Source organism: Sphingomonas sp. So64.6b (assembly GCF_014171475.1).
Classification (GTDB): Bacteria; Pseudomonadota; Alphaproteobacteria; order Sphingomonadales; family Sphingomonadaceae; genus Sphingomonas; species Sphingomonas alpina_A.
The window spans coordinates 741,599-768,564 of the sequence record NZ_CP048817.1 but is presented as its reverse complement, the minus strand read 5'-3'; the positions used below and the strand labels follow the sequence as shown (position 1 = coordinate 768,564).

Sequence of the window (26,966 nt, the reverse complement as noted above, 5' to 3'; positions counted from 1 at the left end):
TGGTCAGAACCGATCGAGGTCGTTCGCGACCGACACCGGTCCGTGAAAGATCGCGGCCATTCCCGAGGTGTAACCTGCCGTCGAAGTCTCGTCGTCCATGCCCGGCGACAGATGGGTCAGCACAACGCGCTTCGCGTCTGCCGCCGCAGCAAGTCTTGCAACGTTTTCGGGTGTGAGATGGTCCTGGGCCATATGCGCCATCATGGGCGCACGGGCGGCGGGCGGAATATCGTTCGCCCGCGCCAGCACGGCCTCCATCGCGTGCATGTCGATCACCTCGCTGACCAGCAAATCGCAACCGGCGGCCAGCGTCTGAAGATGCGCCGACGGGCCACTATCGCCGGTATAGACGATCGTGCGCCCGGCCGTCTCGATGCGAAAGGCGTAGGAACGCGCGGCCACCGCTGCGGCGCTGCCGGGTGAAAAATGATAATGGTCGTTGGTGATCGCCAACACACGGATATTGGCGTCCTGATAGACCAGGGCCGGCGCATCGATCGTCGCGGCCAGTTCCTCCGGCGCCAGTGTCGTGCGGATCGCCGGCATCGACGGACCACCGATGGCGATCGGGGCGAGCTCGGTCGCACGATAGGCAACGGCTATGCCGTCGACCATCGCCGTCATCCCCGGCGGTCCGATCACCGGCAACGGCGCGCGCTCGTTGAGCAGCCAGCGCGTGACGAGCAGCGGCGCCAGCCCGCCATTGTGATCGATATGATGATGCGACACGAACACCGCGCGGACCGCATGCACCGACAGGCTCGCCGCGGCGAGTTGGCGCTGCGCGCCGTCGCCGGCATCGAACAGATAGACCGCACCGTTGACGACCAGGGCATTGGCGGGCTCCGACCGCTTGACGCGGGTCAGTGGCCCGCCGCCGGTACCAAGCGTGACGAACACTGCTCGACCCGGCGCGAGGTCCTTCGCCATCGCCGGCGCGGTAAGCAGCGCGAGCGCCGCCAACCACGCCGCGATGACACGGCGCATCAAAACTTCACGCTTGCGCGCACGCCATAGGTGCGCGGCGGACGCAGCTGGTTATATATCGTGCCGGCCTTGGCCGGGCTTTGCAGCGAATTGGAAAAAACCAGCCGGTTTTCGATATTGTTGATGAAGCCGGTCAGCGAATAACGGCCATTGGCGGTCTCATAGCTCAGCCGCGCGTTGGACATCATGTACGAACCCTGCTGACCGAGCGCGAGATAGTCGATCGACAGATAGCGCGATGATTCGATCCTGGTATCGGCCCCGGCGATCAAACGCCCCGAATCACCCAGTGAAAAGATGTGCTGATAGCCAGCGTTGATCGACCAGGTCGGCGCATTGACCACCGGCCGGCCCGAACAGTTCACATTGTAGATCCGGGCCGCCGGGCTGGCACCCACCTGAGTTGTAAGTGCTGTCGCACAACCGACCACCGGCGCGGCACCGCTGGTCGAATAGTATTGATATTGCAGCGAATCGTATCGGGCATGGAGATATTGCACATTGGCGGTGAACAGGTCGTTTTGGGTGGGCTGGAACTGGAGTTCCGCCTCTGCACCGTAGATCGTCGCCGCACCGGCATTTTCGGTCGCGAAGACCGGTCCAAAGATCGGCCCGCCCGGCGTCGTCGCGACCTGGACCGCGCCGAGATGGGTAATCTGCTGGTCCTTATAGTCCCAGTAGAACGCCTCGACATTGAATTGCAGCTTGTTGTCGAAGAAACGGTTCTTGGAACCGATGGTATAGGCACGCAGTGTCTCGGGCCGCGAATAATTCATCCCTTCGGCCGAGAACAGCGCGCCCGACTTGAAGCCAGTCGAAACAGAAGCATAGAGCAGCGAGCGCGGTCCGATATCGAACTCTACCCCGCCCTTCCAGGTCACCTTGCTGAAGGTGACGTCGGTTTTCGGGAACGACGGGATATCGAGGATGATCGGCACCAGCGGGAATACACCCGGGACGAAGCCGACGAATGGCAGCGTGTGCGCCTCGGTCGCCTGCGTTTTGCTCTCGCTGGTGTAGCGCACGCCGCCGGTCACCCGGAACGTATCCGTCAGCGACCACGTCGCCTGGCCGAAAAAGGCATTGCTGTCGGTGCCCAACCGCGATTTGATTCGCGTGCCATTGCTCGCCTGGTTGAAGAACTGGTCGGCCAGGATGTGCTCAGTAAAATAATAGCCCCCGAGCACCCAACTGATCGGACCGGACTTGTTCGACAGCCGCGTCTCTAGCGACATCTGATCGGAATTCTCGGTGACGTCGATCAAGAAGCTCGAGGCATAGCTAACAAAGTCGAGATCGGTCTTGCGATAGGCCGGAATGACGGTCAGCTTGGCGAAACCGAGATCGGCGTTGATCGTCATTGCGGCGCCGAAGAAGCGGTTGTCCTGATAGCCATCCCCGCGCGCGCTGATCTGCGGCACGGGCGCGGTCGGCGATCGCGCGAGATATTCTGCGATGACGCGCGGATCGCTGGGCCCGAGCCGGTTCTTGCCGTCGAGCAACGGCATGATCGTGCCGCCTGATCCCTTGCCGCCGACATGCGCATAATCGATCGACAGCGTCGCATCGAGGCCGGTGCCGGTCTCGCCGCGGAGCTGGCCGCGCACCGCCTGGGTATCCTCGTCGTCATAACCGTCGCTGTAATAGCCGTCATGCTTGGCATATTGGCCAGCGAGGCGGAACGCGACATGCTCGCCGATCGGCACGTTGATGGCCCCGGACGCCTTGATCGCGTTGTAATTGCCATATTCCGCGTTGAGGTTTCCACCGAACTCGCCCAGCTTCGGCTTGGCGGTGATCACGTTGAGCGCGCCTCCCGTCGCGTTGCGACCATAGAGAGTTCCCTGCGGTCCCTTCAGCACCTCGATCCGCTCAAGATCGTAGAACAGACCGGCTGGTGCTGCGGGGCGCGAAAGATATACGCCATCGAGGTTGAACGCGACGCCCTGCTCGGCAAAAGCGTTCGAGCCAAAGGTGCCAACGCCGCGCAAATAGATCTGCGTGAGAGACGATGCCGGCGCGATCTGAAGTGAAGGCACCAGGCGCGTCAGGTCCGTGGCCTGGCTGATGCTGTTCTTCAAAAGCGTGTCGCCGGCAACAGCGCTGACCGCGATCGCTGCCTTTTGCAGACTCTCTTCACGGCGTTGTGCAGTGACGATGATATCGGGAAGACCTTGCTCGGCGACCTCGGTATCTTCGGCCGGCGCGACCGGCGCGTCTTGTGCTAGCGCTGGCGTCGCGGCGATCAACGCCCCCGAAGCAACCGACAGTCCGAGCATGCGAGTGAATTTCATGGCTACCTCCCCTTGGCGCCTCGTAGTGCGAGGTCGCGCATCGGCATCGTTTCTGATCCGCACAGATCCATAAGAAAAATCATTTGTTTTGATTGAATATCAATCACGCGCTGAATAGTACGGCCAAATGCGTTTCCAGGGACTCGACCTCAATCTGCTCGTCGCACTCGACGTCCTCATTGAAGAGCGCAGCGTGTCGCGCTCGGCCGAACGGCTCCATCTCAGCCAGCCGGCGATGAGCGCGGCGCTGCGAAGGCTACGCGATTATTTCAACGACCCGATCCTTGCCGCCCATGGCAAGAAGATGATCCCGACGCCGCACGCGCTTCGGCTCCGCGGTGCGTTGCGCGTGTTGCTCACCGATATCGAGCGCATGGTTTCGCTATCGACGCAGTTCGATCCCGCCACGTCGCAGCGCCGCTTTCGTGTCGGCACGTCGGACTATCTCGCCATCGTGCTGTTCACGCGTCTCGTCCCCGAATTCGAACGCATCGCACCGGGCATCACGCTCGAGCTGATCCAGCCCTCGGACGCTATGGGGACGATGCTCGATCAGGGGGAACTCGATCTGGTCATCACGCCGGCGGAGCATGCCTCGGCCGAGCATCCGTCCGAGTTACTGTTCGAGGAACGCCATGTCGTCGCCGGCTGGTCCGGCAATCCGCTGGTGCAAGCTCCACTGAGCGAGCAGGACTTTCTCGCATCCGGGCACGTCGCGGTGGAAATCGGCCGGTTGCGTCCGACATCCTTCGCCGAGAAATTCCTGCGTGAGCAAGCGAAGGAGCGCCGCATTGAGGTCCTGGTTTCCTCCTTTGCTGTCGCGCCCGAGATGCTCGTCAACACACACCGTCTTGCGGTGATGCACGAGCGGCTCGCCAAGGCTTATGCTGAACGCCTCCCGATCCGCTTCGTCGAGATGCCCTTCCCTTTCCCGGTCATGCGCGAGATGTTGCAATATAATCGGACACGTAGCGAGGATGCCGGGCTTCGCTGGTTTATCGACCAAGCCAAAAGGTTGACCAACCATAAACAGGATTGATGGTTACGCATAAGAACATTCATTTTTACAGATAGAATGCCACGTTTAATATGGCGCGATTGAACCAGTGGAACAGCTGGGCGTGAAAACGGGATGGATGCGTGAAAGACCTGAAAATCCTCGTCGTCGGCGGCGGCATCGGTGGGTTGACCTCGGCAATCGCGTTGCGTCGCGCGGGCTTTACCGTAGCCATCGTCGAAAAGGACCCCGACTGGTCGGTGTACGGCGTGGGTATCATCCAGCAAGCCAACGTCATTCGCGCGATGAGCGACCTTGGCGTGGTCGACGATTATATCGATGCCGGCTTTGGTTTCGACTCTGTCGAAATCTACATTCCCACCGGACAACAAGTAGCAACCATCCCCTCGCCGAGGCTGGTGCCCGGCTATCCCGCCAATCTCGGGATCGGTCGCCGTGCGCTGCACCGGGTGCTCGGCGATCGTGCACTCACCGCCGGCGCGACGATCCGCCTCGGCGTGACGGTGACCGGGCTCGAGGATGACGGTAGCGGCCTGGATGTCGCCTTTTCCGACGGAACCACGGATCGCTATGACGTCGTTATCGGTGCCGATGGGCTCTATTCGCAAATACGCGAACATGTCGCCCCGGACGCACCCGCTCCGGCTTTTGTCGGCCAGGGCGTCTGGCGCTACAATTTCCCGCGCCCCGCCGATGTGACCGCGCTATGCGCCTATGATGGCGCGATTGGCGTAGGGCTGGTGCCGCTTTCCGATACGCTGATGTACATGTACGTCACCACGCCCGAACCCGAGAATCGCCGCTACCCGCGCTCCGGCCTCGCGGCCGCGATGCGTGGCAAGCTGGAGGGACAGCCGCCGCGCATCGCCGCGCTCGTCGACCAGATTAATGACGACGATGCCGTGGTCTACAAGCCGCTCGAATGGATCATGCTCGAAGGGCCCTGGCATCGTGGCCGCGTCGTCCTTCTCGGCGATGCGGTCCATGCCACCACGCCGCATCTCGGACAGGGCGCAGGAATGGCGATCGAGGACAGTATCGTGCTGGCAGATGAGCTGCTCCAGCAGGATGACCCGGAGAGCGCGTTCACCGCGTTCCGTGCCCGCCGCATCGATCGCTGCCGATACATTGTCGAAAAATCAAAGGCGATCAGCTTTGGGCAAACCGGACAAGGCCCGCGAGTCGACCAGAGCAAAATGACCCACGAGATGTTCGAGTTGACCGCAAGGCCGATCTGATGGCCCTCACCCTCAACCATGCCCGCGATATCGCTGAGGCGACGCTAGCCGAGGGGGCGACGCGCGGCTTCGCGCCGCTATGCGTGGTCGTGCTGGACGCCGGCAGCCACCCGCTCGCGTTGCTGCGCGACGAACGCGCCGCAATCTCGCGGCCGGAAATCGCCACCGCCAAGGCGGCGGGCTGCCTCGGCATGGGTTCGGGCGGTCGCGAACTTGCGCGTCGCGCCCAGGCTGTCCCCGCCTTCTTCTCCGCCCTGAGCGGCGTCTTTCCGAAGGGCATCGTGCCGGTCGCGGGCGGCGTTCTTATCCGCGACGCTGTTGGCTCGCTTCTCGGCGCGGTCGGGGTCAGCGGCGATACCTCCGACAATGACGAAATCTGCGCGGTCGCCGGTATCGCCGCTGCCGGCCTGATCGCGGACACCGGCGCATGAGCGCGGTCCTGTTTAGCGAGGTGCGGATCTTCGACGGCAGCGGTGCAGCCAGCTTCGCGGGCGAGGTGCTGGTGCGCGACGAGCAAATCGTCGCGGTGGCGCGCGGAGACGAGCGGCTGCCGCGCGACGGTGCAGAGCTGATCAACGGCAACGGCGCGACCCTGATGCCGGGGATGGTCGAGGCGCATGCGCACCTGACCTGGCCGAGCTCGGTCGAGCGCATCGTCAACACGATGAAGCTTCCGGCCGAGGAGCATCTCCTGGTGACCGCGCAAAATGCGCGGATTACCCTCGATCACGGCTTTACCAGCGCCTATTCGGCCGGCTCGCTCGGCGAGCGCTTCGAACCGGCGCTGCGCGACATGATCGACGCCGGCCATCTGCCGGGTCCACGGTTGCGCGCCTCGGCACTGGAAAAAGGTGTCGAAGGTGTGATGGGCGTCCCCGCCGGTCACGACCCGACGCACGACCGCAGCATCGAGGGTCTGCGCCGCTACGTCGCCGAAATGAAGGCGCTGGGCTGCGACACGATCAAATTCCTGATGTCGAGCGACGAGGGCTTCTCGCCCGGCGGCAGCCAGGTGCTGATGTATTCGGAGGAAGAAGCGCAGGCGATCGGCGCGGCGGCGCGCGAAGCCGGCATCTGGCTCGCCTGCCACGCCCAGGCCTCGGAAGCGATCAAGCGCGCCGTGCGTGCCGGCTTTCGCGCGATCTTCCATTGCACCTATGCCGATGACGAGGCGCTCGACATGCTCGAGGACAAGCGCGACACGCTGTTCGTCGCCCCTGCCCCGGGCTTGCTCCATGCGCGCTGCCACGAGGCGCAGGATTTCGGCATCGGCCCTGTCGAGGCCGAGCGGATGGGCGCCACCTCCGGCCTCGCGCTGATGCAGCAGGTCATCCCCGAGATGCGCAAGCGCGGCATCCGCGTGCTGCCCGGCGGCGACTATGGTTTCCCCTACAACCCGATCGGCCGCAACGCGCGCGACCTCGACCTCTTCGTGCGGCTGTTCGGCTTCTCGCCGACAGAAGCGCTGGCCGCCGCGACCGGTCAGGGCGCAGCGCTGATGGACCTGCCGGTGGGCGCGATCCGCGCCGGGTGCCTCGCCGATATATTGCTCGTCTCCGGCGACCCGACCGCCGACGTGACGATCCTGCAAGACAAGGCGAACCTCGCCGCGATCATGAAGGGCGGCCGCTTCCACAAGCGCCCGGCCGCAACCCAGCATTGAAGGAAGAGACGATGAGCCGTGTCACCGAAATTCGCTATGTCGGCTATGGCGTGCCCGACCTTGAGGCGGAGCGCGCTTTCTATGCCGGGAAATGGGGCCTGAAGCAGGTCGAGGAGCGCGACGGACTGGTCTATTTCGCGACCGAGGGGCATGACGAATTGTTCGTCGTCCGGCTGCGCGCCTCCGACACCAAGCGCATCGATCTGGTTGCGTTAGCCGCCGACACACGCGGCGATGTCGATGCGCTGCATGAAAAGGTGATCGCCGCCGGCTGCCGCATCGTGTTCGCACCGAAGGAGCTTGACGGTTTCGGCGGTGGCTATGGCTTCCGCTTCTTCAGCCCGGATGGCCTGACCTTCGAAATTTCCAGCGACGTCGCGCGTGGCCCGTCGCGCGAAATGCAGCGCTGGGATGCGGTGCCGCAGAAGATCAGCCACATCGTCTTCCACTCGCCCGACCACAAAGCGGCGACGCAATTCTTCATCGATGTGCTCGGCTTCAAGCTGAGCGACTGGCTCGGCGATTTCATGAGTTTCCTGCGCTGTAATGAATGGCATCACCGCATCGCTTTCCTGCCCGGACCGCCGTGCCTGAACCATGTCGCGTATGACATGCTCGGCGTCGACGACATGATGCGCGGTATCCACAATCTGAAGCAGAAGCAGGTCGACATCGCCTGGGGACCGGGGCGCCACACCGCCGGCAACAACACCTTCAGCTACTTCGTCACGCCGAACGGGTTTGCGGTCGAATATACCTCCGAACTCGAGGAGGTCGATGACGCGACTTGGCAGCCGACCGTGCACACACCCGCCCCCTTGGTCATGGACCAATGGGGCATCGGCATCGGCGGCCCTCAGACCATGCCGCATCCGGCGCCCGACGCCGGGCTGTTTCAGGCGGCGGAGGCCTGATCCGATGGCATTGTTCCAGTATTTCCCCAACTACGTGTGGAACCTCAGCCTCGCCATCGCGCTAGAAAGCGGCGCACAGATCGGCGAGATCGTCGATATGTGCCAGCCGATCAGGGATGCGGCGAACAACGGCACCGATGCGGGCACCGCGGAGTTCCTCGCCGAATGGGTGAAGATGGCCGACAAGCTGATCGGCCTCGCCGACGAGGATGAGGCCAAGGGTCGTACGCTCTCCGCCGGTACCAAGCTGCAGCGCGCCGCGCTCTATCTGTTGACCGCCGAGCGCATGCAGGGCCACGGCCATCCCGGGCGCGGCGAGACCTTTGCCAAGGCGCTCGCTGCGTTCGACAAGGGCGTGGCTTTCACGCACGAGAATTGTACGCGGGTCGAGATCCCGATCGAGGGTGGGACGATGCCAGCCCTTTATACCCGCGCGCCTGGCGACGGGCCGAGGCCGGTCGTTGTCTATTGCAACGGCCTCGACAGCTGCAAGGAGCTGTTGTTCTGGTCACGCCTGCCGCATGCGCTCGCCGCGCGCGGCATTTCGACGCTGTGCGTTGACCAGCCCGGCACCGGCGAAACGTTACGCTTGCAGAACCTGCCGGCGATTCCCGAGAGCGAGCGTTGGGCATCCAAGGCAGTAGATTGGCTTGAGGCTCAGCTTGATGTCGATCCGACGCGTATCGGCATGACCGGCATTTCGCTCGGCGGCCATTATGCGCCCCGTGCGGTCGCGTTCGAACCGCGCTTCGCCAGCGGCGCGGTGTGGGGCGCCAATCACAATTGGGCAGAAGTGCAGCAGAAGCGTCTTCGTCGCGAGGGCGAAAATCCCGTGCCGCATTACTGGGCGCATGTCATGTGGGTGTTTGGCGCCAGTGACATGGATGATTTCTTCCGCCGTGCCGAAGGCATGACTCTGAACGGCGTGATGGACCGCATCACCGTGCCTTTCCTCGTAACCCATGGCGCCGAGGATCGCCAGATCTCGGTCGATTACGCGCATCAAAGCTACGATCAGCTGGTCAATTCCCCCCGTCGCGAGTTGAAGATCTTTACCCCGCGCGAGGGTGGGGTCGAGCATGTCGGTGCCGACAATATGAGCTTTGGCCGGGACCATATTGCCGACTGGTTCGCCGAGACTTTGGGTGGGCACACCGCATGAGCCTGCCAGCCCTCGCCATCGATCCGTTCGACGAGGGTTTCCTGCGTGATCCCGCGACCCATCATGTCGCGCTGCGTGATGCCGGGCCGGTAGTGTGGCTGGCGCCGATCCAATGCTACGCGATGGCGCGCCACGCCGAGGTTTCGGCGGCGCTCGCCGACCATGCGACCTATTGTTCGGGACGCGGCGTGGGTCTGGCCGATTTCGCGCGCGAGACGCCATGGCGACCGCCCTCCTTGCTGCTCGAAACCGACCGGCCACGTCACGATCAGACGCGCGGGCTGATGAACAAGGTCGTCTCGCTCAGGGCGCTGCAGGCGCTACGTCCGGTATGGAGCGCGCGAGCGCATGAACTGGCCGAACGGCTGGTGGCGCGACGCCGCTTCGATGCCGTCACCGATCTTGGCGAGGCTTATCCGATGCTGGTCTTCCCCGACACGGTGGGCGTTCCACAAGAAGGGCGCGAGTGCCTGCTGCGCTATGCCGCCGCAGTGTTCAACGCTTTCGGCCCGCGCAACGCGATCTTCGACGAAGGCGAAGCGGCTGCGGCTGATGCGGTCGGCTGGGTCGCCAACGCCTGTCGCCGCGAATCCCTCGCCAAGGGCAGCTGGGGGACAGCGATCCATAGTGCCGCCGCCGACGCCGGGTGTAGCGAAGCCGAAGCCGAGCGGCTGGTCCGCTCGTTGCTCTCGGCTGGCGTCGACACCACCGTCAACGGCATCGGTATCATGATGCTCGCCTTCGCCACTTTTCCAGAGCAATGGGCAAAACTACGCGCCGAGCCGAAGCTGGCGCGACGCGCGCTCGACGAGAGCCTGCGTTGGGACTCCACCGTCCAGACCTTTTTCCGCACCACGACGCGCGCGGTCGATATTGCCGGCACCACCATCCCGGAGGGCGCCAAGCTGTTGCTGTTCCTAGCCGCCGCCAACCGCGACCCGCGCCGCTGGGACGAACCCGATCGCTTCGATCTCGGCCGTCCGACCAGCGGCCATGTCGGCTTCGGCCATGGTATTCACCAATGTCTCGGCCAGATGGTCGCACGACTCGAGGCCGAACTGGTGCTCGAGGCGCTGATCCCGCGCGTCGCCGAGATCCGGTTGACTGGCGCGCCGGTCCGACGGCTCAACAACACACTCCACGCGCTGGCCAGCCTGCCCATCGAAATCGTCCCGGCCTGAAGGACTCCCCATGACCCGCCGTTTTGTCGACCTGTCGATCACGCTCGACCCCGATGTCATCACTGACCCGCCATTCATGCGGCCGAAGATCACCTACCAGACGCACCGCGAGACGGTGCCCGAAGCACAGACCTTCTTCCCCGGCGTGGCGGCGGAACAATTCCCTGGCGGCGAGGGCTTCGCGGCGGCTGAATTGGTGACGATGAGCACGCACAACGGAACCCATCTCGACGCGCCATGGCATTATCACCCGACGATGAACAATGGCGAGCGCGCCATCACCATCGACGAGGTGCCGCTCGATTGGTGCTTCCGTCCCGGCGTCAAGCTGGACTTCCGCCACTTCGCCGATGGTTATGTCGTGGCCGCCGACGACGTCTCGGCGGAACTGGCGCGCATCGGTCATGACCTCCAGCCGCTCGACATCGTGCTGATCAACACCGCCGCCGGTGCCGCACTGGGCGATCCGCGCTTCGTCGATATTGGCTGCGGCATGGGCTATGAGGCGACCATGTACCTGACGTCGCGCGGCGTGCGCGTGACGGGGACCGACGCCTGGTCGTGGGATGCGCCATTCAGTTACACGGCAAAGCGCGTCAAGGAGAGCGGCGACACCTCGTTGATCTGGGAAGGCCATAAGGCCGGCCGCGAGATCGGCTATTGCCACCTCGAAAAGCTCCACAATCTTGAAGCGTTGCCACCGTTCGGGTTCACCGTTTGCTGCTTTCCGCACAAGGTGAAGGCTGCCTCGGCCGGCTGGACCCGCGCCGTCGCGATCTTCGAGCAGTGATGCGATGACCGCGCCGTTCCTGAGAAACGTCTGGTATATGGCGGCATGGTCCTCGGAGATTGGCGAGGCATTGTTCCGGCGCCGCATCGCGGGTGAACCGATTCTGATGTTCCGCCGCGCAGACGGCATCATCGCCGCGCTGACTGACCGCTGCAGCCACCGCTTTGCACCGCTCAGCATGGGTATGCGGGTCGGCGACACCGTGCGCTGCCCATATCACGGCCTGACCTTCGCCGCCGACGGTGCTTGCGTCGCCAATCCATTCTCAGACGTGCTGCCCAAGGGCGCGACGATTCGCAGCTGGCCGGTGGTCGAGCGCGATGGCGCGGTATGGCTTTGGGCCGGCGCTCCGGAGGAAGCCGATACCGCAACGATTCCTGATTTTGCCGCGCTGATGCGCCCATGTGGTCCGCCGCTGAGCGGGCTGATGCCGATGAACGCCGGCTATCAATTCGGCACCGATAACCTCATGGACCTCAGCCATATCGAGTTCGTCCATACCGGCAGCTTTGCTGGCGCCGGGGTGATCTTCGGCGGCGAGCACCGCGTCCGGCAGAGCGGCGAAACGCTGCATTCCGACTGGTGGATGCCCGATGTGGCGGCACCGGCGCACACCTTCGGCATATACCCGCCCGAGCTGCGCTGCGACCATTGGCTCGACATGCGCTGGAACGCGCCTGCCAGCATGCTGCTTGAGGTCGGCGCGACGCCCAAGGGGCAATCGCGCGACGAAGGCTGCATCGTCTGGCAAGCGCATATCCTGACGCCCGAGAGCGAGACGACCGCGCATTATTTCTGGGCCACCACCCGGTCGAGCGACCAGGTCGACCCTGGCGCCGACGCTTTTCTGCGCGGCCTGATGGGTCAGGCCTTCGAGGGCGAGGACAAGCCGATCATCGAGGCCGCTTTCGCCAATCTCGACGGGCGCGATTTCTGGGGCGAGAAGCCGGTATCGCTCGGCATCGACCAGGGCGGCACGCGTGCGCGCCGGCTGATCGAGACGATGCTGCGCCGCGAGACCAAAACCGCGTGACGCCCGCGCCGTTCGACCTGACGGGCAAGGTGGCGATCGTCACCGGATCGACGCAAAATTTCGGCCGCACCACTCTCGTAGCCGATGGCGACACCGTCATCGACGGAGCCTGAGCGCAGTGCGGATCATCGTCACTGGGGCGAACGGCTTTGTCGGGCGATTGCTTGTCGGGCGACTTGCCAGGCAGGGTCATGAAATCGTCGCGATCGATCATCTGATCGAGGCTGACTGCGGCATCGAAGCCATTGCCGGCAGCATCGCCGATCCTGTCATTCTCGCTCGCGCCTTTGCCGGTGGGTGCGACGCCGTGGTGCATCTCGCGACCGTCCCGGGCGGCGCGGCCGAGGCGGATTCCGCGAGCGCCAGGCGTATCAATATCGATGCGACGATCGCGCTGAGCGAGGCGGCGGCCGAAGCGGGCAGGCGTCCGCGCTTCATCCTCGCCAGCAGTATAGCGGTATTTGGCGCCAACCTGCCGGCAACGGTCGATGACGACACACCCTTGCGCCCGCTCCTTGTCTACGGGGCCCATAAAGCGATGATCGAGCAATGGCTCGCGACATTGTCGCGCCGCGACGCGCTCGACGCTCTGTCGCTGCGCCTGCCCGGTATCGTCGCGCGCCCGGCCGGTCCGTCGGGCATGAAGTCCGCGTTCATGAGCGACGTATTTCACGCGCTGCGCGCCGATGCGCCATTCACCAGCCCGGTCGCGGCCGATGCCACGATGTGGCTGATGTCGGTCGACACGGTGGTCGCTGCGCTTGTTCACGCGCTGACGCTCGACTTGGCCCTGCCCGCTGATCGCGCCGTCACTTTGCCCGCGTTGCGTCTGCGGATGGACGAACTGGTTACGACGATCAGCCGCCGGACCGGCATCGACCCCGCTCGTGTCCGCTATGCGCCCGACCCCGATCTGCAGGCCGCGTTCGGCGCCTATCCCGCGCTGGTCACCGCGCGTGGCGATGCGCTCGGTTTCCATCATGACGGCTCGGTCGACCGGCTGGTCGCCTCGGCCCTCGCCACCATCACCAGTCAGGACAGCGTCAAATGAAACTCGCCACCCTTCACGACGGCACGCCCGATGGCGCGCTGGTCGTCGTTTCCGCCGACACCACCCATTACCTGTCCGCCGGCGACATAGCAGCGACGCTGCAAACCGCGCTGGAGCAGTGGCCCGCAGTCGCGCCCCGCCTCGCTGCGCTCGCCGATCGTCTCGTCCTGGGCGAAGGCCACCCGACGGTCGTCGCTCGCTTTGCCGCGCCGTTGCCGCGTGCGTGGCAATGGCTGGATGGGTCGGCTTTTGCGAGCCATGGCGCGCTGATGCAGCAGGCATTCGCTCTGCCACCGATCGAAACCGATCTCCCGCTGATGTATCAGGGACTGTCGCACCAGTTCCTCGGACCGCGCGATGACGTCCCGCTGCCCAGCGAGGCGGACGGCATCGATTTCGAAGGCGAGTTCGGGATCGTCACCGATGCGGTACCGATGGGCACCAACGCGGCTGACGCGCTCGCTCATATCCGCCTTGTCATGCAGCTCAACGACTGGTCGCTGCGGACAATTGCACCGGTCGAGATGAAGACCGGCTTCGGGTGGATCCAGGCCAAACCGGCGTGCAGCGTCGCGCCGTTCGCCGTCACACCCGACGAACTTGGCGATGCGTGGAAAAATGGCCGCGTCTGCCTCGATCTTGCGGTCAGCTGGAATGGTGCATCTTTCGGGCGTGCCAATGGCGCACCGATGTCTTTCGGCTTTCACGACCTCATCGCTCATGCCGCGCGCACCCGGGCGCTGCCGGCGGGGACGATCATCGGTTCCGGTACGGTGTCCAACCAGAATTATCGTGAGGTTGGCTCATCGTGCATTGCCGAGCGGCGTGGAATGGAAATAGTCGACCACGGTACCCCGCGCACCGACTTCATGCGCTTTGGTGACACCGTGCAGATGGAGGCGCGCTTGCCGGATGGCGCTGCCTTGTTTGGCGCGATCGATCAGCGCGTCGTCATAATGGGTAGCGGCCGTGACTGAGTTGCAGCCGATCCGCCGCGTCGTCACGGGGCATGACCAGGCCGGGCGCGCGATCGTGCGCGACGACGAGACCTTTTCGACCGTCCCCATCCCCGGCGGCGACGCCGCCTTTGCATTGCTGTGGACAACGCAAACCGTGCCAGCAGACAATAACGACGAGACCGATGGCCTATTACGCGACGCCGGGTTGACCTTGCACCACGGCTCAGTGATCCGCATCGTCGACATGTTACCGGGAGGTGCCTCGCCGATGCATCGCACCAACAGCATCGATTATGGCATCGCATTGTCGGGTCAGGTCGAGATGGCGCTCGACGATGGCAGTACGACACTGCTCGGCCCCGGCGCGATCATCGTTCAACGCGGCACCATGCATTTGTGGCGCAACCCCAGTCCGAGCGAGACTTGCCGCATCGTCTTTATCTTGATCGAAGCGAAGCCGTACCGGCACGAAGGCGTGTCCCTGCAGCAAATCCAGCCGTGATGCTTTAACGCTTCACACAGGCTGCGCTAACGCTTGGCGACGCAACGGCGGACGCTGCGTCGCGCGCGGTGGCGATTGGCGTGACTGCGCTTCCAAAAATTGAGCCCGGTCAAGGTGCGGTCGAATTCACTCGTAACGTCGCCCGGATCACGCCCGGGCCCGCATATGGCGCAGTCCTGACCGGGTCAGGATCATCGCAAGACTAGAGCGAGAAGGCGCGCCACGCGAAATGTCGACCGGCCGCCTTCGGGTTTTTCTTTCTTGCACGTAGCACAGTCGAGGACCTCAAAAACCATGAGGCCTCGATCGGGGGCAATGACATGAGCAACTGGAAGTCGATCAAACTCGCCGCACTTTTTGCGGCTACCGCGCCGATATCGCTGCTGGCGGCGTCGCCGGCTCATGCGCAGGAAAAGACTTACACGTTCAATATCCCCAGGCAGAGCCTGGGTAGTGCGCTGAGGCAATTCAGTCAGACAACCAACCTGCAGGTCATCTTCCTGGAGAAATCGGTCGCCGGAAAGCCACATGTTTCGCTCGTCGGCCGCTACTCGGCCGCGGATGCCTTGCATAAGCTGTTGCTCGGTACCGGTCTGCCGGTGCGTCAGACGCCGGCCGGCATGTACGTGCTCGGTGAAAATGCCGTTGTCGGTGAAGCGGCCGGTCAGACGGACCCAAACGTAGGCGAAACCGAAGAAGCGGACGCCCAGCCCGGGGGCACTGACATCGTCGTCACCGGGTCGCGCATCCGCAAGGCGGCGACCGATACATCGGCGCCGGTGACGGTGGTGCGCGGGCAGGACCTCACCGATCGCGGTTATGTCACGGCCGGTCAGATGTTGAACGATATCACGTCGAACGTTCCCGACCTGCCGATCACGATATCGCAAGGCTTTCCATCGGGTCCCGGTCAGACCTATCCCAATCTGTTCAACCTCGGTGCTGGACGCACGCTGACTCTCGTCAACGGTCGCCGCATGGTTGCATCGGCATCCGGCCTGGGCGACCGCGCGGTCGACACCAACGTCATTCCCGCCGGATTGATCGACCGGATCGATATCGTCCAGGCCGGTGGCGCCGCGGTCTATGGCTCCGACGCGATCGCGGGCGTGGTCAACTATGTGCTCAAAAAGGATTTCCAGGGGCTGGAAATCGATCTGCAGAATTCGATCAGCACGTTCGGCGACGATTGGCGCCCCTATGTACGGCTGACGGCGGGACAGAATTTCGCCGAAGGTCGCGGCAACATCGCGGTCAACATGGAATATTCGAAGACCGAGCCGCTGACCGAATTCGACCGACCCTGGACCGATCAGGCGCCGTTTCTGGTGACCAATCCGCTGGATACCGGCCCGAACGACGGCATTCCCAATCGGATCTATATCACCAATGCGCGCTACCGTTTGTACAATCGCAATGGTGTACTTTACCAACCCAGTCCCAATCCGCCGTTCTTCTCGTCCTCAAACATCAACAACCAAAACAGGTATTATCAGTTTTCCGCTGATGGCAGCCAGGTCATTCCATTTAACCGCGGAGCCTTCACCGGAGGCGATGCGACCGCGAGCGGCGGGGATGGCGCAGACTGGCGCGAGGTATCCAGCCTCGGAACGGGCGTCGAGCGCTACACCGGCACCGTCACCGGTCATTTCGACATCACGAGCGGCGTCCGCGCGATCGGCGAGTTCGTTTATGGCCGCGAAAAGGGCACTGATCCCTACGGCACCCAGTCGATCTTTCGCGCGTTTTTCAATGATTATGAAAGCGGTTCGGGCCTGATCCCGTTCAATCGCACCAATCCTTTCCTCACGCCGGCGGCAATTGCCAGGCTCGATGCGATCAGTCCGATTTTTGCTTCTGGTGGCGATCTCCTTCTGTCCCGCTTCATGGATATCCTGCCGAGCCGCAACCGTCCGAGCCAGCGCGACACCTGGCGTGCACTGGTCGGGCTGGAAGGCGATTTCCAGGCCGCCGACCGCTCATTCTACTGGAGTCTGACGGCTAGTCGCGGCCAGACCACCGGCTTTGCCGAAGTCTGGGCGCCCTACGGCACGCATCTCAACAACGCACTCGCCGCGGTGCGTAACGGTGCCGGCCAGATCGTCTGCAGCATCAATGCCGATGCCGATCAGACTAACAACGATGCTGCCTGTATACCATTCAGCCCGTTCGGCGATGTCAGGCCCTCTGACGCGGCCCTGGCCTATGTCACCGTGTTGTCGGGTGAGCGCTACAAGAACGTACAGGACGATTACCTGGCGACATTCGGCGGCGATCTCCTGTCGCTGCCCGGCGGCAAGGCGAAGTTCAGCCTGGCCTATGAGCATCGCCGGGAAACCGCCCGCCTGACGCCCTATGAAGCGGATCAGCTCGGACTGACGTTCAATTGCTGTGCTTCGGTCCCCACCGGCGGTGGTTTTAACACCGACGAGGTTTCGGCGGAATTGCTGGTCCCGATCATCGGTGAAGATTTCACCTTGCCCGGGGTCAAGGCGTTGGTGGCCGACGGATCGTTCCGTTATGTCGACAATTCGATTGCTGGCAAGGCGAAAGTATGGGGCGCCGGCCTTCGCTGGGATACCGGCTTTGGTGTGACGTTCCGCGGATCGCGCAGCCGCAACTTCCGTGCGCCGTCGCTCGATCAGCTCTTCGCGCCGGTCAGCACCAGTCCGTTCCCGATCGGCCGCGATCCGTGCGACGCGGATAACATCACCAGTGGCCCGGACACCGCCACGCGGCTGCGCAATTGCCAGGCGCTGTTCGCCGCAAATCCCGATTATGGCCCGCTCGCCGCTTTCCAGGATCCGGCCGAAGATACGTCGCTCGCCATGGTGGCCACCGGCGGCAACAAGGATTTGAAGAACGAAATTTCGAATACGTTGAGCTATGGTGTCGTGTTTCAGCCGGATTTCATACCGGGACTGACCTTCACTGCTGATCGCATCGAAGTGCATCTGCAGGACGGTCTCACCGCCTTCAGCCCGGCGAACTTCCTGTCGGTTTGTTTCGATTCGACCAACTATCCGAACGACGCCTGCAACCAGTTCACGCGAAATGCTCAGGGCTATGTCGTCGCTGCGAAACAGACCACGTTCAACGCCGCGATCGTCAAATATCATGGCGAGGTCTATAATCTGAACTACGTGCTGCCGCTGGACCGCATCTTTTCCAGTGATCTCGGCAAGCTCGAATTCAACGTCGAGGCGACTCATACCAGCCTGGCGCTGACCGACACCACCGGGTTCAATGCAACGGAATCGCAGGGCACGGTGCAGAATCCCGATTGGCGCGGCCGGCTCGACGTCAACTACACCAAGGGTCCGCTCAAGCTGTTCTACCAGCTTTATTACCTGCCAGCTCAGCTTCATGCGGTGGGCGCGACGATCGAGAACGATCCGATCCCAGTCGTGTCGGCCAATTACCGGCACACCATCTCGGTGCAATATGAGCTGCCCAAGCTGACGCTGCGGGCCGGCGTCAACAATTTCACCAACGAAGGGCCGTCGTTCCCGACGCGCAGCTATGGTGACATCTATGGCCGCCAGTTCTTCGTCGGCGCGAAGATGCGGTTCCGCTGAGGCCTCGGGTGCGGCGTCCCAGGGCGCCGCACCCGCAAAGACTATCCAGATGTTTATGGAGACGATCGTGCGAGACTTGGCCAAGCGTCTCTTCCCCCTGGCGCTGGCATTGGCCGCGACCGCGGTCATTACGCCGGCCGCCCGTGCGCAGGCCTCCGAGCCTTCGAAAGACCCCGGCGAATTCCTCAATACGTCACCAAAGCCGATGACGATCAAGGCGCCGTTCAGCGTGGTGTCGGTCGGCGACGTTCTTTACGCCCACCCGCTCGCGGCGGTCGACGATCCCGAATTCCGCAAGGTTCTCGCGCTGCTCCGCTCGGGCGATGTCGCGATCGCCAACCAGGAAGGCGTGTTCATCGATCTCGCCACATTCCGTGGCGAGGCTTATGGTCATGGGCAGTTGTGGGGCGAGGGCACGCTCCCGGCGGATATCAAGGCACTCGGCATCGACATGGTGTCGGTCGCGGGCAATCACGCGACAGATTTCGGATCGAAAGGGTTGATGGAAACCCTCCGTTTGCTCGACGCAGCAGGTGTGACTCATGCCGGGAGCGGTCCGACGTTGACGCACGCGCGCAGCGCCGGCCTGTTGAACACACCAAAGGGCGTGGTCGGGCTGGTCGCCACCGCATCGACTTTCAAAGTGAATGCCGGTGCGAACGACGCCTATCCGGAGGGGGAGACGCCTGCACGCCCGGGAATCAATGCCTTGCGCACCAACTCGATCATACTGGTAAATGCCGGCCAGCTCGCGACGGTCAGGCGTCTGGCTACCGAACTCGCCTCGCCACTTGATCCCGCGCCGGCCGCCGACGCGATCGAGATAAGCTTCGGCGAACGCACCTATCGGCTCTCGGATCGCAAGGGCCTGCATTACGACATGGACCTGTATGACCATGCCGGATTGCTCAAGAGCGTCCGCGAGGCGAAGGAGCGCGCGGGGCTGGTGGCGTTCACGATCCACGCACACGAAAGCGCGACCGGCGTCGACGACGACACGCCCGAGCCGCCCGATTTCCTCATCCGCCTGTTCCACGACGCCGTGGACGCAGGGGCCGATATGGTAATGGGCGGCGGCCCGCACGCCCTGCGTGGGGTCGAGATATATAAGGGACGGCCGATCCTCTACGGCCTGGGCATCTTCTTGTTCAAAGCCGATATCAAGGCGTTGCAGGAAACCGTTTTTCGAGCTTTTCCGCCGTTACAGGCAGAGATGCCTGACCCACGCCCGAACAGCCCGCGAAGCTGGTTCGACAGCGTGCTTGCCGTCACCGACTTCGATGGCGGTCGCGCGCGACGCGTCCGTCTTTACCCGATCGACCTGATGAATGAGGGAAGCGTGCCGTCCCGGCGCGGTATTCCGCACCGCGCAAGCGGGGCCAACGCACAGCGCATCCTGAAAAAACTTCAGGAGGATTCGGTGCGGTTCGGCACGCGCATCACGATCGAGGGCGATGTCGGGTTGATCCGGATTCCATGATGCCCGGTTTTGAGCAGAGGAAAGCAAGAATGAGCCTATCAGCCAGGGCCGGAGCGACAATTGCTGCCTTGCTGCTCACGGTCGCCACACCGCCGCTTTGGGCGCAAGATGGTTCCGGCCAGTCAAGAGCCATGCCGTCCAAGGACCCGGACGAGATGCTGCGCGCGCCGCGCAAGGCCGGGGTGACGCATGGCGATTTCGACCTGATCTCGATCGGCGATCTGCTTTATTCGCATCCGATGGCGGACAACGCCAATCCGGAATTCCAGAAAGTGCTCGCCATCGTCCGTTCGGGCGATGTGACGATTGGCAACCAGGAAGGTGTCTTCATGGATTTGAAGACCTTCAAGGGCGAAGCTTATGGGCCGGGCCAGCTCTGGGGTGAGGCGACGCTCGCGAAGGACATGCGCGCGATGGGCGTGGACATGGTTTCGGTCGCCAATAATCACTCGTTCGACTGGGGGCCGGAAGGCTTGCTCGAAACGCGGCGGCTGCTCGACGCGGCGGGCATGGTCCACTCGGGCGGCGGAGCGAGCCTCGAACAAGCCCGTCGCGCGGGCATCCTGACCACGCCGAAGGCGCGCGTGGCGCTCGTTTCGGTTGCTTCCAGCTTCAAGCCCAATGCGACGGCGAACGATCCGATGGGCGAAGTTCCGGCGCGGCCAGGCATCAGCACTTTGCGCACGCGCAAGATCATCCTCATCACGCCCGCGCAAATGGCCATGGTGCGCAAGCTGGCGACCGAGCTCGCATCGACGCTCGCCCCGGCGCCGCCCGCCGATTCTACCGAGGTGACGCTGGGCGACCAAATCTACCGGCTCTCCGACAAGAGCGGCCTGCATTACGACATGGATCTTTATGACCATGCCGCGCTGCTCAAGGCGGTGCGCGACGGCAAGGACGCCGCCGACCTGCTGGTCTTCACCATCCATGCGCATGAAAGCCCGACCGGTTTCGACGACGATACGCCCGCGCCGCCGGATTTCCTGATCAAGCTGTTTCACGATGTGGTCGATGCCGGCGCGGATGTGGTGATGGGCGGCGGCCCGCACTCGTTGCGCGGGATCGAAATCTACAAGGGCCAGCCGATCTTCTACGGCATGGGCGTGTTCTTCATCAAAGGGGAGATCAAGGCGCTTCAGGAAACCGCTTTCCAGGTGTTCCCCGACGCGACCGGCAAAGCGCCGCCGCCCGAACCGCCCGAACAATCGGTACGCCGCGGCGGCAATCCGGCAAGCTGGTACGACGGCATGGTCGCCAGCACCGAATTCAGGGACGGCAAGCCGGTGTTGATCCGGCTCTATCCGCTCGATGTCGGCAATACCTATGATCGCACCCGGCGCGGCAACCCGCATCTCGCCGACCCGGAAAACGCTCGCCGCATCCTGGCCATGCTGCAGCGAGAGTCGGCCCTGCTCGGCACCAAGATCGAGATTGAAGGCACAACCGGTGTGATCCGGCTTGGCATGATCCATAAGGAATGAGGATTCTTCAAGGCTGGCCGTATTAGGTGATATGCCCATTGGCTGGAGCGGACCTGTGCGATTCGATCTTGGCCAATATGCGATTGGAGATAATGAGTGAGTGAGGCCGTGGCTCGCGCGGAAAGCGCCGCCGTCTGGGCCGCTCGCCTGGCGGACGGGAGATTGCCCGTCAATCGCCAGGCGGAGTTCGAAGCATGGATGGCCGAGGATCCGCGCAACGCGCAGGTTCTGGAGGAGATCGTCGACGCGTGGCGCTCGGTCGAGGCATATGCGACAAGCGCGCCGATCATGGAGATGCGGCAAGCTGCGATGGCGTCCGCCAATCGTGCGGCGCCGCGCACGCGATTCTGGCGCAGTGCCGGCATGCTGCAGGCTTGCCTCGCCGCGACTCTGGTCCTCACGCTCATGGGTGCCGGCATATGGAACTGGCTGCAGCCGACCCTGTACGAGACAGGCGTTGGTGAACGACGCGTGGTTGTCCTGGCCGATGGATCGAAGATTTCGCTCGATGGCGACAGCGCGGTCGCGGTCAGCTTCGGCCGCAAGAGTCGCGAGTTATGGCTCGAGCACGGCCGTGCCAAGTTCGACGTCGCCAAGGATGCGTTGCGGCCCTTTTCGGTCACTGCCGGCGATAAGGTCGTGGTCGCCACCGGAACGGCGTTCAGCGTCGAACGGATGAAGGTCGCGGTGCGCGTGATCCTGTATGAAGGCCATGTCGCGGTGCTGGAGAAGGTCGGCGATGAATCGCGCGCAGTATCCGTCGCCCCGCGCCGAAACGAGGCGCCGGTTCTGGCTGAGCGTGCGCTTCAGCCGGGCAGCGAGCTTGTGATGCCGGCCGGGCTGGTCGCGTCGGCGGCCCCGGCTGCGGTGCATGTTTCGGAAATCGATCCGGTGCAGACATTGCGTTGGGAAGGGGGGCAGATGGTGTTCGTCGACGAGCCCCTCCAGGCGGTCACTGAGCGGATGAACCGCTTTGCGGACAACAAGCTGACGATCGATGGGCCGCGTACGGGTGACTTGCGCATTTCGGGCGTATTCCACGCAGGCGACAATGAGGCGTTGATCCAGGGCTTGGCGGCGTTCGGCGTCCATGCGCGCAAGAACGATCGCACAACGACGCTATCCCTGGCGCGTTAGGGCTGTCGGCACTAGCTCGCGGGCTCGATTCAGATCGCGTTCCGGTATCGTCATATGTGCTTTCAGGCGGTGTTGCCTTGCGTCACGTAAAGGCGATCCGACCGACCATTTGAATCAGCTGACTCGGAACCGCACGGACCATGACTGCCGCCCACGCCATTTCCCGATATTCCCGTAAAGCGCTCGCAAAATTCACGTGCGGGCGTGCCGGTTTTCCCGCAGTTTTTCCCGTAGATTCCCGCAGCACCCAAAAAAAGCGTTATCCCGCAGAACTTCCCGTAGCTGCGGGAATTTGGCCTCCCGGCTGTACCACACCAGATACGGGCAGGCTTCAGGCGGTGGCATTGCACCGATTCAACCTCGCCCTTTCAATCGCTAGTACCGCGCCCGACGGCACTTCAGACGGCCGCCCTGCTCTTTCACATGACGATCAATAACGACTCAACGCTCATCCAGCCGAGCGCGCAGGCTGACACTCGCCCGGCTGACATGTTGCTCGACTGTCCGGATCGAGATGCCGAGCATGTCGGCAATCTCGCGGTGCTTCATATTCTCCAAACGGAACAGGATAAAAATGGTACGCGTGCGTTCCGGCAGTTCTTTCAGCGCGGCGACGACCGAAGCGAGCGACTGGCGCGCCTGGAGCACGCGCTCGGGATCCAGTTCTTCGATCCGGTCCGCTTCATTGGCGCCCAGGCCAAGCTGATAAGTCGTTCGCACCCGCGCGCGGCGGGCGCGGTCGCGCAGCAGATTGGTGGCGATTTGAAAGATATAGCCATCGGGTCGCGACTCGTCGAGCGAAGCGCCTCGTTCGGTCACGCGCATCAGAACTTCATGCGTCAGGTCTTCGGCTTCGGCATGATTGTAAATCCGGCGCATGAAGAACGCCATCAGCGCCGGCCGGAACCGACGGCTGAGCAGTGCGGCTGCCGAGTCACGATCAGGTTGCAGGACCATCATCCCCCTTAGGCTAGTCGTGCCACGGCAATCACTTTGTAATACGCCTGTCACACGCCGACCCGCAGACAAATCAGCGATCCGGTGAAATTCGTTCTGCGGCAAGGCGGTGAATGAGCGACTTACCGACAGCTGCTCTCCGGAACGGCGGGATTTCGTTCCCACCGATACGAAACGACCGGCTCACCTCGCGGCAAATAGGTGACGTTAAAGCTCTTGCCCGCGCGCGTCACGTGCACCGTCAGGGTCTGGTCGGGATCGCGAAACACACCTTCTGTGCTCATCCTGAACTCGACTTTGTCGCCGTCGCGCAGCCCTGCTCGCGCGGCTGCGGAATCTGGTCGCAGCAGTTCGATCACGGTGGTGCGTTTGACCTCCGGCCCGCCGAAACCCAGATCGAACCTGCGGACCTTGCCTTGCAGGCGGCGGAAGCACGGACCGAACGCATCCGATGGGGGGATCACCGTCTTTCCGGCAAGCATCGCGCGGTGGAAGCCCAGGCCTTTTTCGCCCAGTTCGCGCCCGAGCAGTTCGAGCCACGCCTGTTCCGTCACCGGCTGATCTTCACGCGCTCGCGCCACCATCACGCGGATCAGGTCGTCGATCGACCTTTTGTTCTTCGAATGCCGCCCGATCATGCTGTTGAGCGTGGCGAAATACAGTGCGCCGCGATCATAGGGGAGCACGCTGTAGCGCATGTCGGACCAGAAGCGGGATTCGATGTCAGCGTCGGGCGCATTGATCGCGCTATTGGCATAGTAGCGCGCGGCGGTCAGGTTGATGTCGCGCACGTATTTGTCGATCGGGATCAGTCCCGCACGCCATGGAAGCTGAGCCTGATAATAGACCGCATTGCCCTCGGCATACCATTTCCCGAAATCGGCGGTGGTCCAGGTGTGCGTCATCTCATGGCCAAGGATCGTCTTGACCCCCTCGGCTGTGGTGCCGTTGCCATAGGCCAGCACAAAGGCATGTGGCGCGGCGACGCCATTGCCCGGGTTCACATCGCTGTGCCGCAGGAACACGTGGTAGAGCGGCTCGCTCGGGTCGGCGAAGAACCGGCTCATGAAGCGGTACATCTGTTCCGACCAGCCCATCGCGCCGGCCACGTCGAACTGCGGGTCGCCGGTCCAGTTGGCGGAGAAGCCGCCGGCCGGTTTGGTCGGTGCCTGCTTGATCTGGCCGGTCATGAACATCGCGAAGGTCAGGCGCGACAGCGAACCCATGGGCAGCGTCACATCGCCCGTGCCGAAGGTCGAGATGCCGCGCGCGCCCGGCGCCAGTCCGGACAGATCCCATTTGATCGCAACGCGGTAGCGCTTGTCGGTCATCGGCGCGACCAGCAGCATGTTGCCGACTCCGAACACTCCATCGCCATCGACATGCGGGATGCTAGACAGCGAACCATCGGACGCGTTGTCGATGCGCGCGAGATAATGCACCGTCATCGTGCCGTTCACGCCGCGCTTCGTGGTCCAGCTGCGCAGACCCATGCCGTTATCGGACTCGATCGCTGCTGTTCCTTGCGCGTCGCTGACCGTCAGATCGGCAAGCTCCTGCGGTCCAGCCATGCGCGGCGCCATATTCTGCTGCGTAAACAGCTTCTGCCCTGCCGCGACGTCCATTGCCGGCACGGTCATGGTCACGTCCAGCGTCGCCGTCCCGGCGGCGGTATCCAGCGCCATCGGCTTCAGCAGGATGGTCAACTCCGGCTCGGAGTCGCTTTTGGCCGCCCCGCCCGGTGCGGCGGCACCGAGCAGTGCCACCACCAGCAATGTCAGTCGTGCACCGCTCACAATTTGCACTCCGCCGCCGACACGCCCGGCACCCGTTCCCACTGGTACGCAGCGACTGCGCGACCGCGCGGGAGATAGGTCAGCGGAAAGGTCTTGCCACCGCGCGTGACCTGGAAATCCAGCGTGCGCGTCACATCGCCCTGCACGCTATCCATCGACACGCCGTAACGAATGCGGTCGCCATCGCGCAGCCCAGCCTTGTAGGCTTCGGACTCCGGTTTCAGCCCGGCGACGATCTTGTCCGACGAGACGATCGACTTTGGATCGAAACCCAGATCGAACATACGGATTTGTTTGACTGTGCGGCGGAAACACGGACCGAAATCCTCCGATCTGGGCAGCATCAGTCCGCCGTCGAGCATCGCGCGGGTGATCGCCGGTCCTTGCTCGCCGAGCTCCGCACGTAGCAGATCGAGCCAAACGGCTTCTGTGATCGGCTCGCCCGCCCGGTCGCGTTTGACCATGACCTTGATCAGATCGTCGACCGAGCGCTTGCCGGCCGAGGCTCGCCTGATCTCGCCATTGAGCACGGCAAAATACATTGCGCCCCGGTCATAGGGAAGAACGCGGATCCGCGTATCTTCCCAGAAGCGCGGCTGCACTTCTGCCTCCGGTGTATTCTTCATCGGGTTGGTGAAATAGCGGCTCGCCGTTTGATTGAGATCGTTCAGATACTCGTCGGGGCCGATCAGCCCCGCTCGCCATGCCAGCAGCGACTGGTAGAACACGGCATTGCCTTCGTTGTACCAGTTGCCGATCGCGTTGGCGGTCCAAGTATGCGTCATCTCGTGGCCGAGGATCGACCTCAGGCTGTCGCCGGTCACGCCGTTGCCCCAGGTGACCAGGAAAGAATGCGGGAAAGCCGCGCCGCCGCCTGCGTTCATCGGATTCTGACGCAGGAAGACGCGGTACGGCGGCTCGGCGACATCGCCGAAATAGCCGCTCATCCAGCGATGCAGCTTTGCCGTCCAATCCATCGCCGGGCGCGGATCGAAAGGCGGTGTCCCGGTCCATACCGCCGAAAAAGCACCATGCGTTACACGCTGGACATGTCCGGCCATAAAGACGGTATCGGCAATCCGCCCGATCGTTCCGGCAGGCAATTCGACATCGCCATCGCCGTAGCTTGTAACCCCTTCCGCGCCCTGGCCCATCGCGGCCAGGTTCCAGCGGATTGCAATGCGATGGTCGTCCTTCAACGGGGTCGTCATCACCAGGCCCATTCCCTGAACTGAAAAGCCATCGCCATCGATGCGCAGATTGATCGGTGGCCCTCCCGACACCGGCGCGACGTTTTCCAGCGGCAAGCGATACCGGACAACCACCCTGCCCGTTACGGCGCGCGCCGTGGTCCATTCGCCTTCGCCGGCATTGGTCAACGGAATTGGCCCCTTGGCATCACTCGCCGCAAGATCAGCTACCGGCTGCGGTCGTCCAGCGCCGGGGACTGCGGTACCCAGAGAGAGCAATTGCCCGCCAGCGGCAACATCCAGGTCCGGAACCGTGAGCTGAATGGCAACCGCGCCGCGATTGTCGGCCTCGCTGATTTTGTCCGGCGTGATCAATATATCGATCAGCGGCGCGCCGGCCGGTTGCCCGGTCGCGGCACTGTCACCGCCAATCGGGGCCAGCGTCAACACCATGGCCGCGCCGAATCGTGCGGTCGCGATTGCCGTCATCACATCATCTCCCCGTCCCTATATTCGCTATTACGCCCGATCGCGCAGCACCCGCATCGTCGC

Annotated in this window: 21 protein-coding genes; 16 read left to right on the top strand and 5 right to left on the bottom strand. The window is 63.3% G+C overall.

Annotated elements, in window-relative coordinates:
- Window positions 1–3 precede the first annotated feature (3 nt).
- Window positions 4–987 (bottom strand): MBL fold metallo-hydrolase, encoded by a 984-nt coding sequence (locus G4G27_RS03550; protein ID WP_183112077.1) that lies wholly within the window; start codon window positions 985–987, stop codon window positions 4–6.
- A complete protein-coding gene (locus G4G27_RS03545; protein ID WP_244624538.1) occupies window positions 987–3,281 on the bottom strand; it encodes a TonB-dependent receptor in 2,295 nt (764 codons plus the stop codon). The genes G4G27_RS03550 and G4G27_RS03545 overlap by 1 nt, the downstream gene beginning before the upstream one ends.
- A 127-nt stretch (window positions 3,282–3,408) precedes the next feature.
- Between G4G27_RS03545 and G4G27_RS03540 the strand changes: the two genes are divergently transcribed.
- From G4G27_RS03540 to G4G27_RS03465, 16 genes are all read left to right on the top strand, one after another.
- Entirely contained in the window at window positions 3,409–4,320 is a 912-nt protein-coding gene (locus G4G27_RS03540; protein ID WP_183112076.1) for a LysR family transcriptional regulator, read from the top strand.
- 101 nt (window positions 4,321–4,421) lie between these two features.
- Window positions 4,422–5,537: an FAD-dependent oxidoreductase gene (locus G4G27_RS03535; RefSeq protein ID WP_183112075.1), complete on the top strand. Its 1,116-nt coding sequence runs from the start codon at window positions 4,422–4,424 to the stop codon at window positions 5,535–5,537.
- A complete protein-coding gene (locus G4G27_RS03530; RefSeq protein ID WP_183112074.1) occupies window positions 5,537–5,968 on the top strand; it encodes a heme-binding protein in 432 nt (143 codons plus the stop codon). Before G4G27_RS03535 ends, G4G27_RS03530 begins: the two co-directional genes overlap by 1 nt.
- Window positions 5,965–7,200, top strand: a complete 1,236-nt coding sequence (locus G4G27_RS03525; protein WP_183112073.1) for an amidohydrolase family protein — start codon at window positions 5,965–5,967, stop codon at window positions 7,198–7,200. Before G4G27_RS03530 ends, G4G27_RS03525 begins: the two co-directional genes overlap by 4 nt.
- An 11-nt stretch (window positions 7,201–7,211) precedes the next feature.
- On the top strand, window positions 7,212–8,114 hold the full coding sequence (locus G4G27_RS03520; RefSeq protein ID WP_183112072.1) for a VOC family protein: 903 nt from the start codon (window positions 7,212–7,214) through the stop codon (window positions 8,112–8,114).
- Window positions 8,115–8,118: 4 nt separating this feature from the next.
- Window positions 8,119–9,276 (top strand): alpha/beta fold hydrolase, encoded by a 1,158-nt coding sequence (locus G4G27_RS03515; protein WP_183112071.1) that lies wholly within the window; start codon window positions 8,119–8,121, stop codon window positions 9,274–9,276.
- Window positions 9,273–10,457: a cytochrome P450 gene (locus G4G27_RS03510; protein WP_183112070.1), complete on the top strand. Its 1,185-nt coding sequence runs from the start codon at window positions 9,273–9,275 to the stop codon at window positions 10,455–10,457. Before G4G27_RS03515 ends, G4G27_RS03510 begins: the two co-directional genes overlap by 4 nt.
- A 10-nt stretch (window positions 10,458–10,467) precedes the next feature.
- The gene (locus G4G27_RS03505) at window positions 10,468–11,247 is read left to right on the top strand and encodes a cyclase family protein (protein ID WP_183112069.1); all 780 of its coding nucleotides are present in this window, start codon (window positions 10,468–10,470) and stop codon (window positions 11,245–11,247) included.
- A 4-nt stretch (window positions 11,248–11,251) separates the two neighbouring features.
- Window positions 11,252–12,280: an aromatic ring-hydroxylating dioxygenase subunit alpha gene (locus tag G4G27_RS03500; RefSeq protein WP_183112068.1), complete on the top strand. Its 1,029-nt coding sequence runs from the start codon at window positions 11,252–11,254 to the stop codon at window positions 12,278–12,280.
- Between the two features lie 118 nt (window positions 12,281–12,398).
- On the top strand, window positions 12,399–13,331 hold the full coding sequence (locus tag G4G27_RS03495) for an NAD-dependent epimerase/dehydratase family protein (RefSeq protein ID WP_183112067.1): 933 nt from the start codon (window positions 12,399–12,401) through the stop codon (window positions 13,329–13,331).
- On the top strand, window positions 13,328–14,308 hold the full coding sequence (locus G4G27_RS03490) for a fumarylacetoacetate hydrolase family protein (RefSeq protein WP_183112066.1): 981 nt from the start codon (window positions 13,328–13,330) through the stop codon (window positions 14,306–14,308). Before G4G27_RS03495 ends, G4G27_RS03490 begins: the two co-directional genes overlap by 4 nt.
- Entirely contained in the window at window positions 14,301–14,792 is a 492-nt protein-coding gene (locus G4G27_RS03485) for a cupin domain-containing protein (protein ID WP_183112065.1), read from the top strand. The genes G4G27_RS03490 and G4G27_RS03485 overlap by 8 nt, the downstream gene beginning before the upstream one ends.
- A gap of 320 nt (window positions 14,793–15,112) precedes the next feature.
- A complete protein-coding gene (locus G4G27_RS03480; RefSeq protein WP_183112064.1) occupies window positions 15,113–18,370 on the top strand; it encodes a TonB-dependent receptor in 3,258 nt (1,085 codons plus the stop codon).
- Between the two features lie 67 nt (window positions 18,371–18,437).
- Complete coding sequence (locus tag G4G27_RS03475; RefSeq protein ID WP_183112063.1) at window positions 18,438–19,850, top strand: CapA family protein; 1,413 nt, start codon at window positions 18,438–18,440, stop codon at window positions 19,848–19,850.
- Window positions 19,851–19,981: 131 nt separating this feature from the next.
- Window positions 19,982–21,334, top strand: a complete 1,353-nt coding sequence (locus G4G27_RS03470; RefSeq protein ID WP_210275215.1) for a CapA family protein — start codon at window positions 19,982–19,984, stop codon at window positions 21,332–21,334.
- Window positions 21,335–21,430: 96 nt separating this feature from the next.
- Window positions 21,431–22,471: a FecR domain-containing protein gene (locus tag G4G27_RS03465; protein ID WP_183112061.1), complete on the top strand. Its 1,041-nt coding sequence runs from the start codon at window positions 21,431–21,433 to the stop codon at window positions 22,469–22,471.
- A gap of 441 nt (window positions 22,472–22,912) precedes the next feature.
- Here the strand turns inward: G4G27_RS03465 and G4G27_RS03460 are convergent, their stop codons facing one another.
- Genes G4G27_RS03460 through G4G27_RS03450 form a run of 3 tightly spaced genes read right to left on the bottom strand, consistent with a single transcriptional unit; the run spans window position 22,913 to window position 26,903 of the window.
- The gene (locus G4G27_RS03460; RefSeq protein ID WP_244624537.1) at window positions 22,913–23,533 is read right to left on the bottom strand and encodes a sigma-70 family RNA polymerase sigma factor; all 621 of its coding nucleotides are present in this window, start codon (window positions 23,531–23,533) and stop codon (window positions 22,913–22,915) included.
- Window positions 23,534–23,550: 17 nt separating this feature from the next.
- Window positions 23,551–25,224 carry a hypothetical protein gene (locus G4G27_RS03455; RefSeq protein WP_183112060.1) on the bottom strand — a complete coding sequence of 558 codons (1,674 nt, stop codon included), beginning with the start codon at window positions 25,222–25,224 and terminating at the stop codon, window positions 23,551–23,553.
- Window positions 25,221–26,903: a hypothetical protein gene (locus tag G4G27_RS03450; RefSeq protein ID WP_183112059.1), complete on the bottom strand. Its 1,683-nt coding sequence runs from the start codon at window positions 26,901–26,903 to the stop codon at window positions 25,221–25,223. Before G4G27_RS03450 ends, G4G27_RS03455 begins: the two co-directional genes overlap by 4 nt.
- Between the last annotated feature and the right edge of the window lie 63 nt (window positions 26,904–26,966).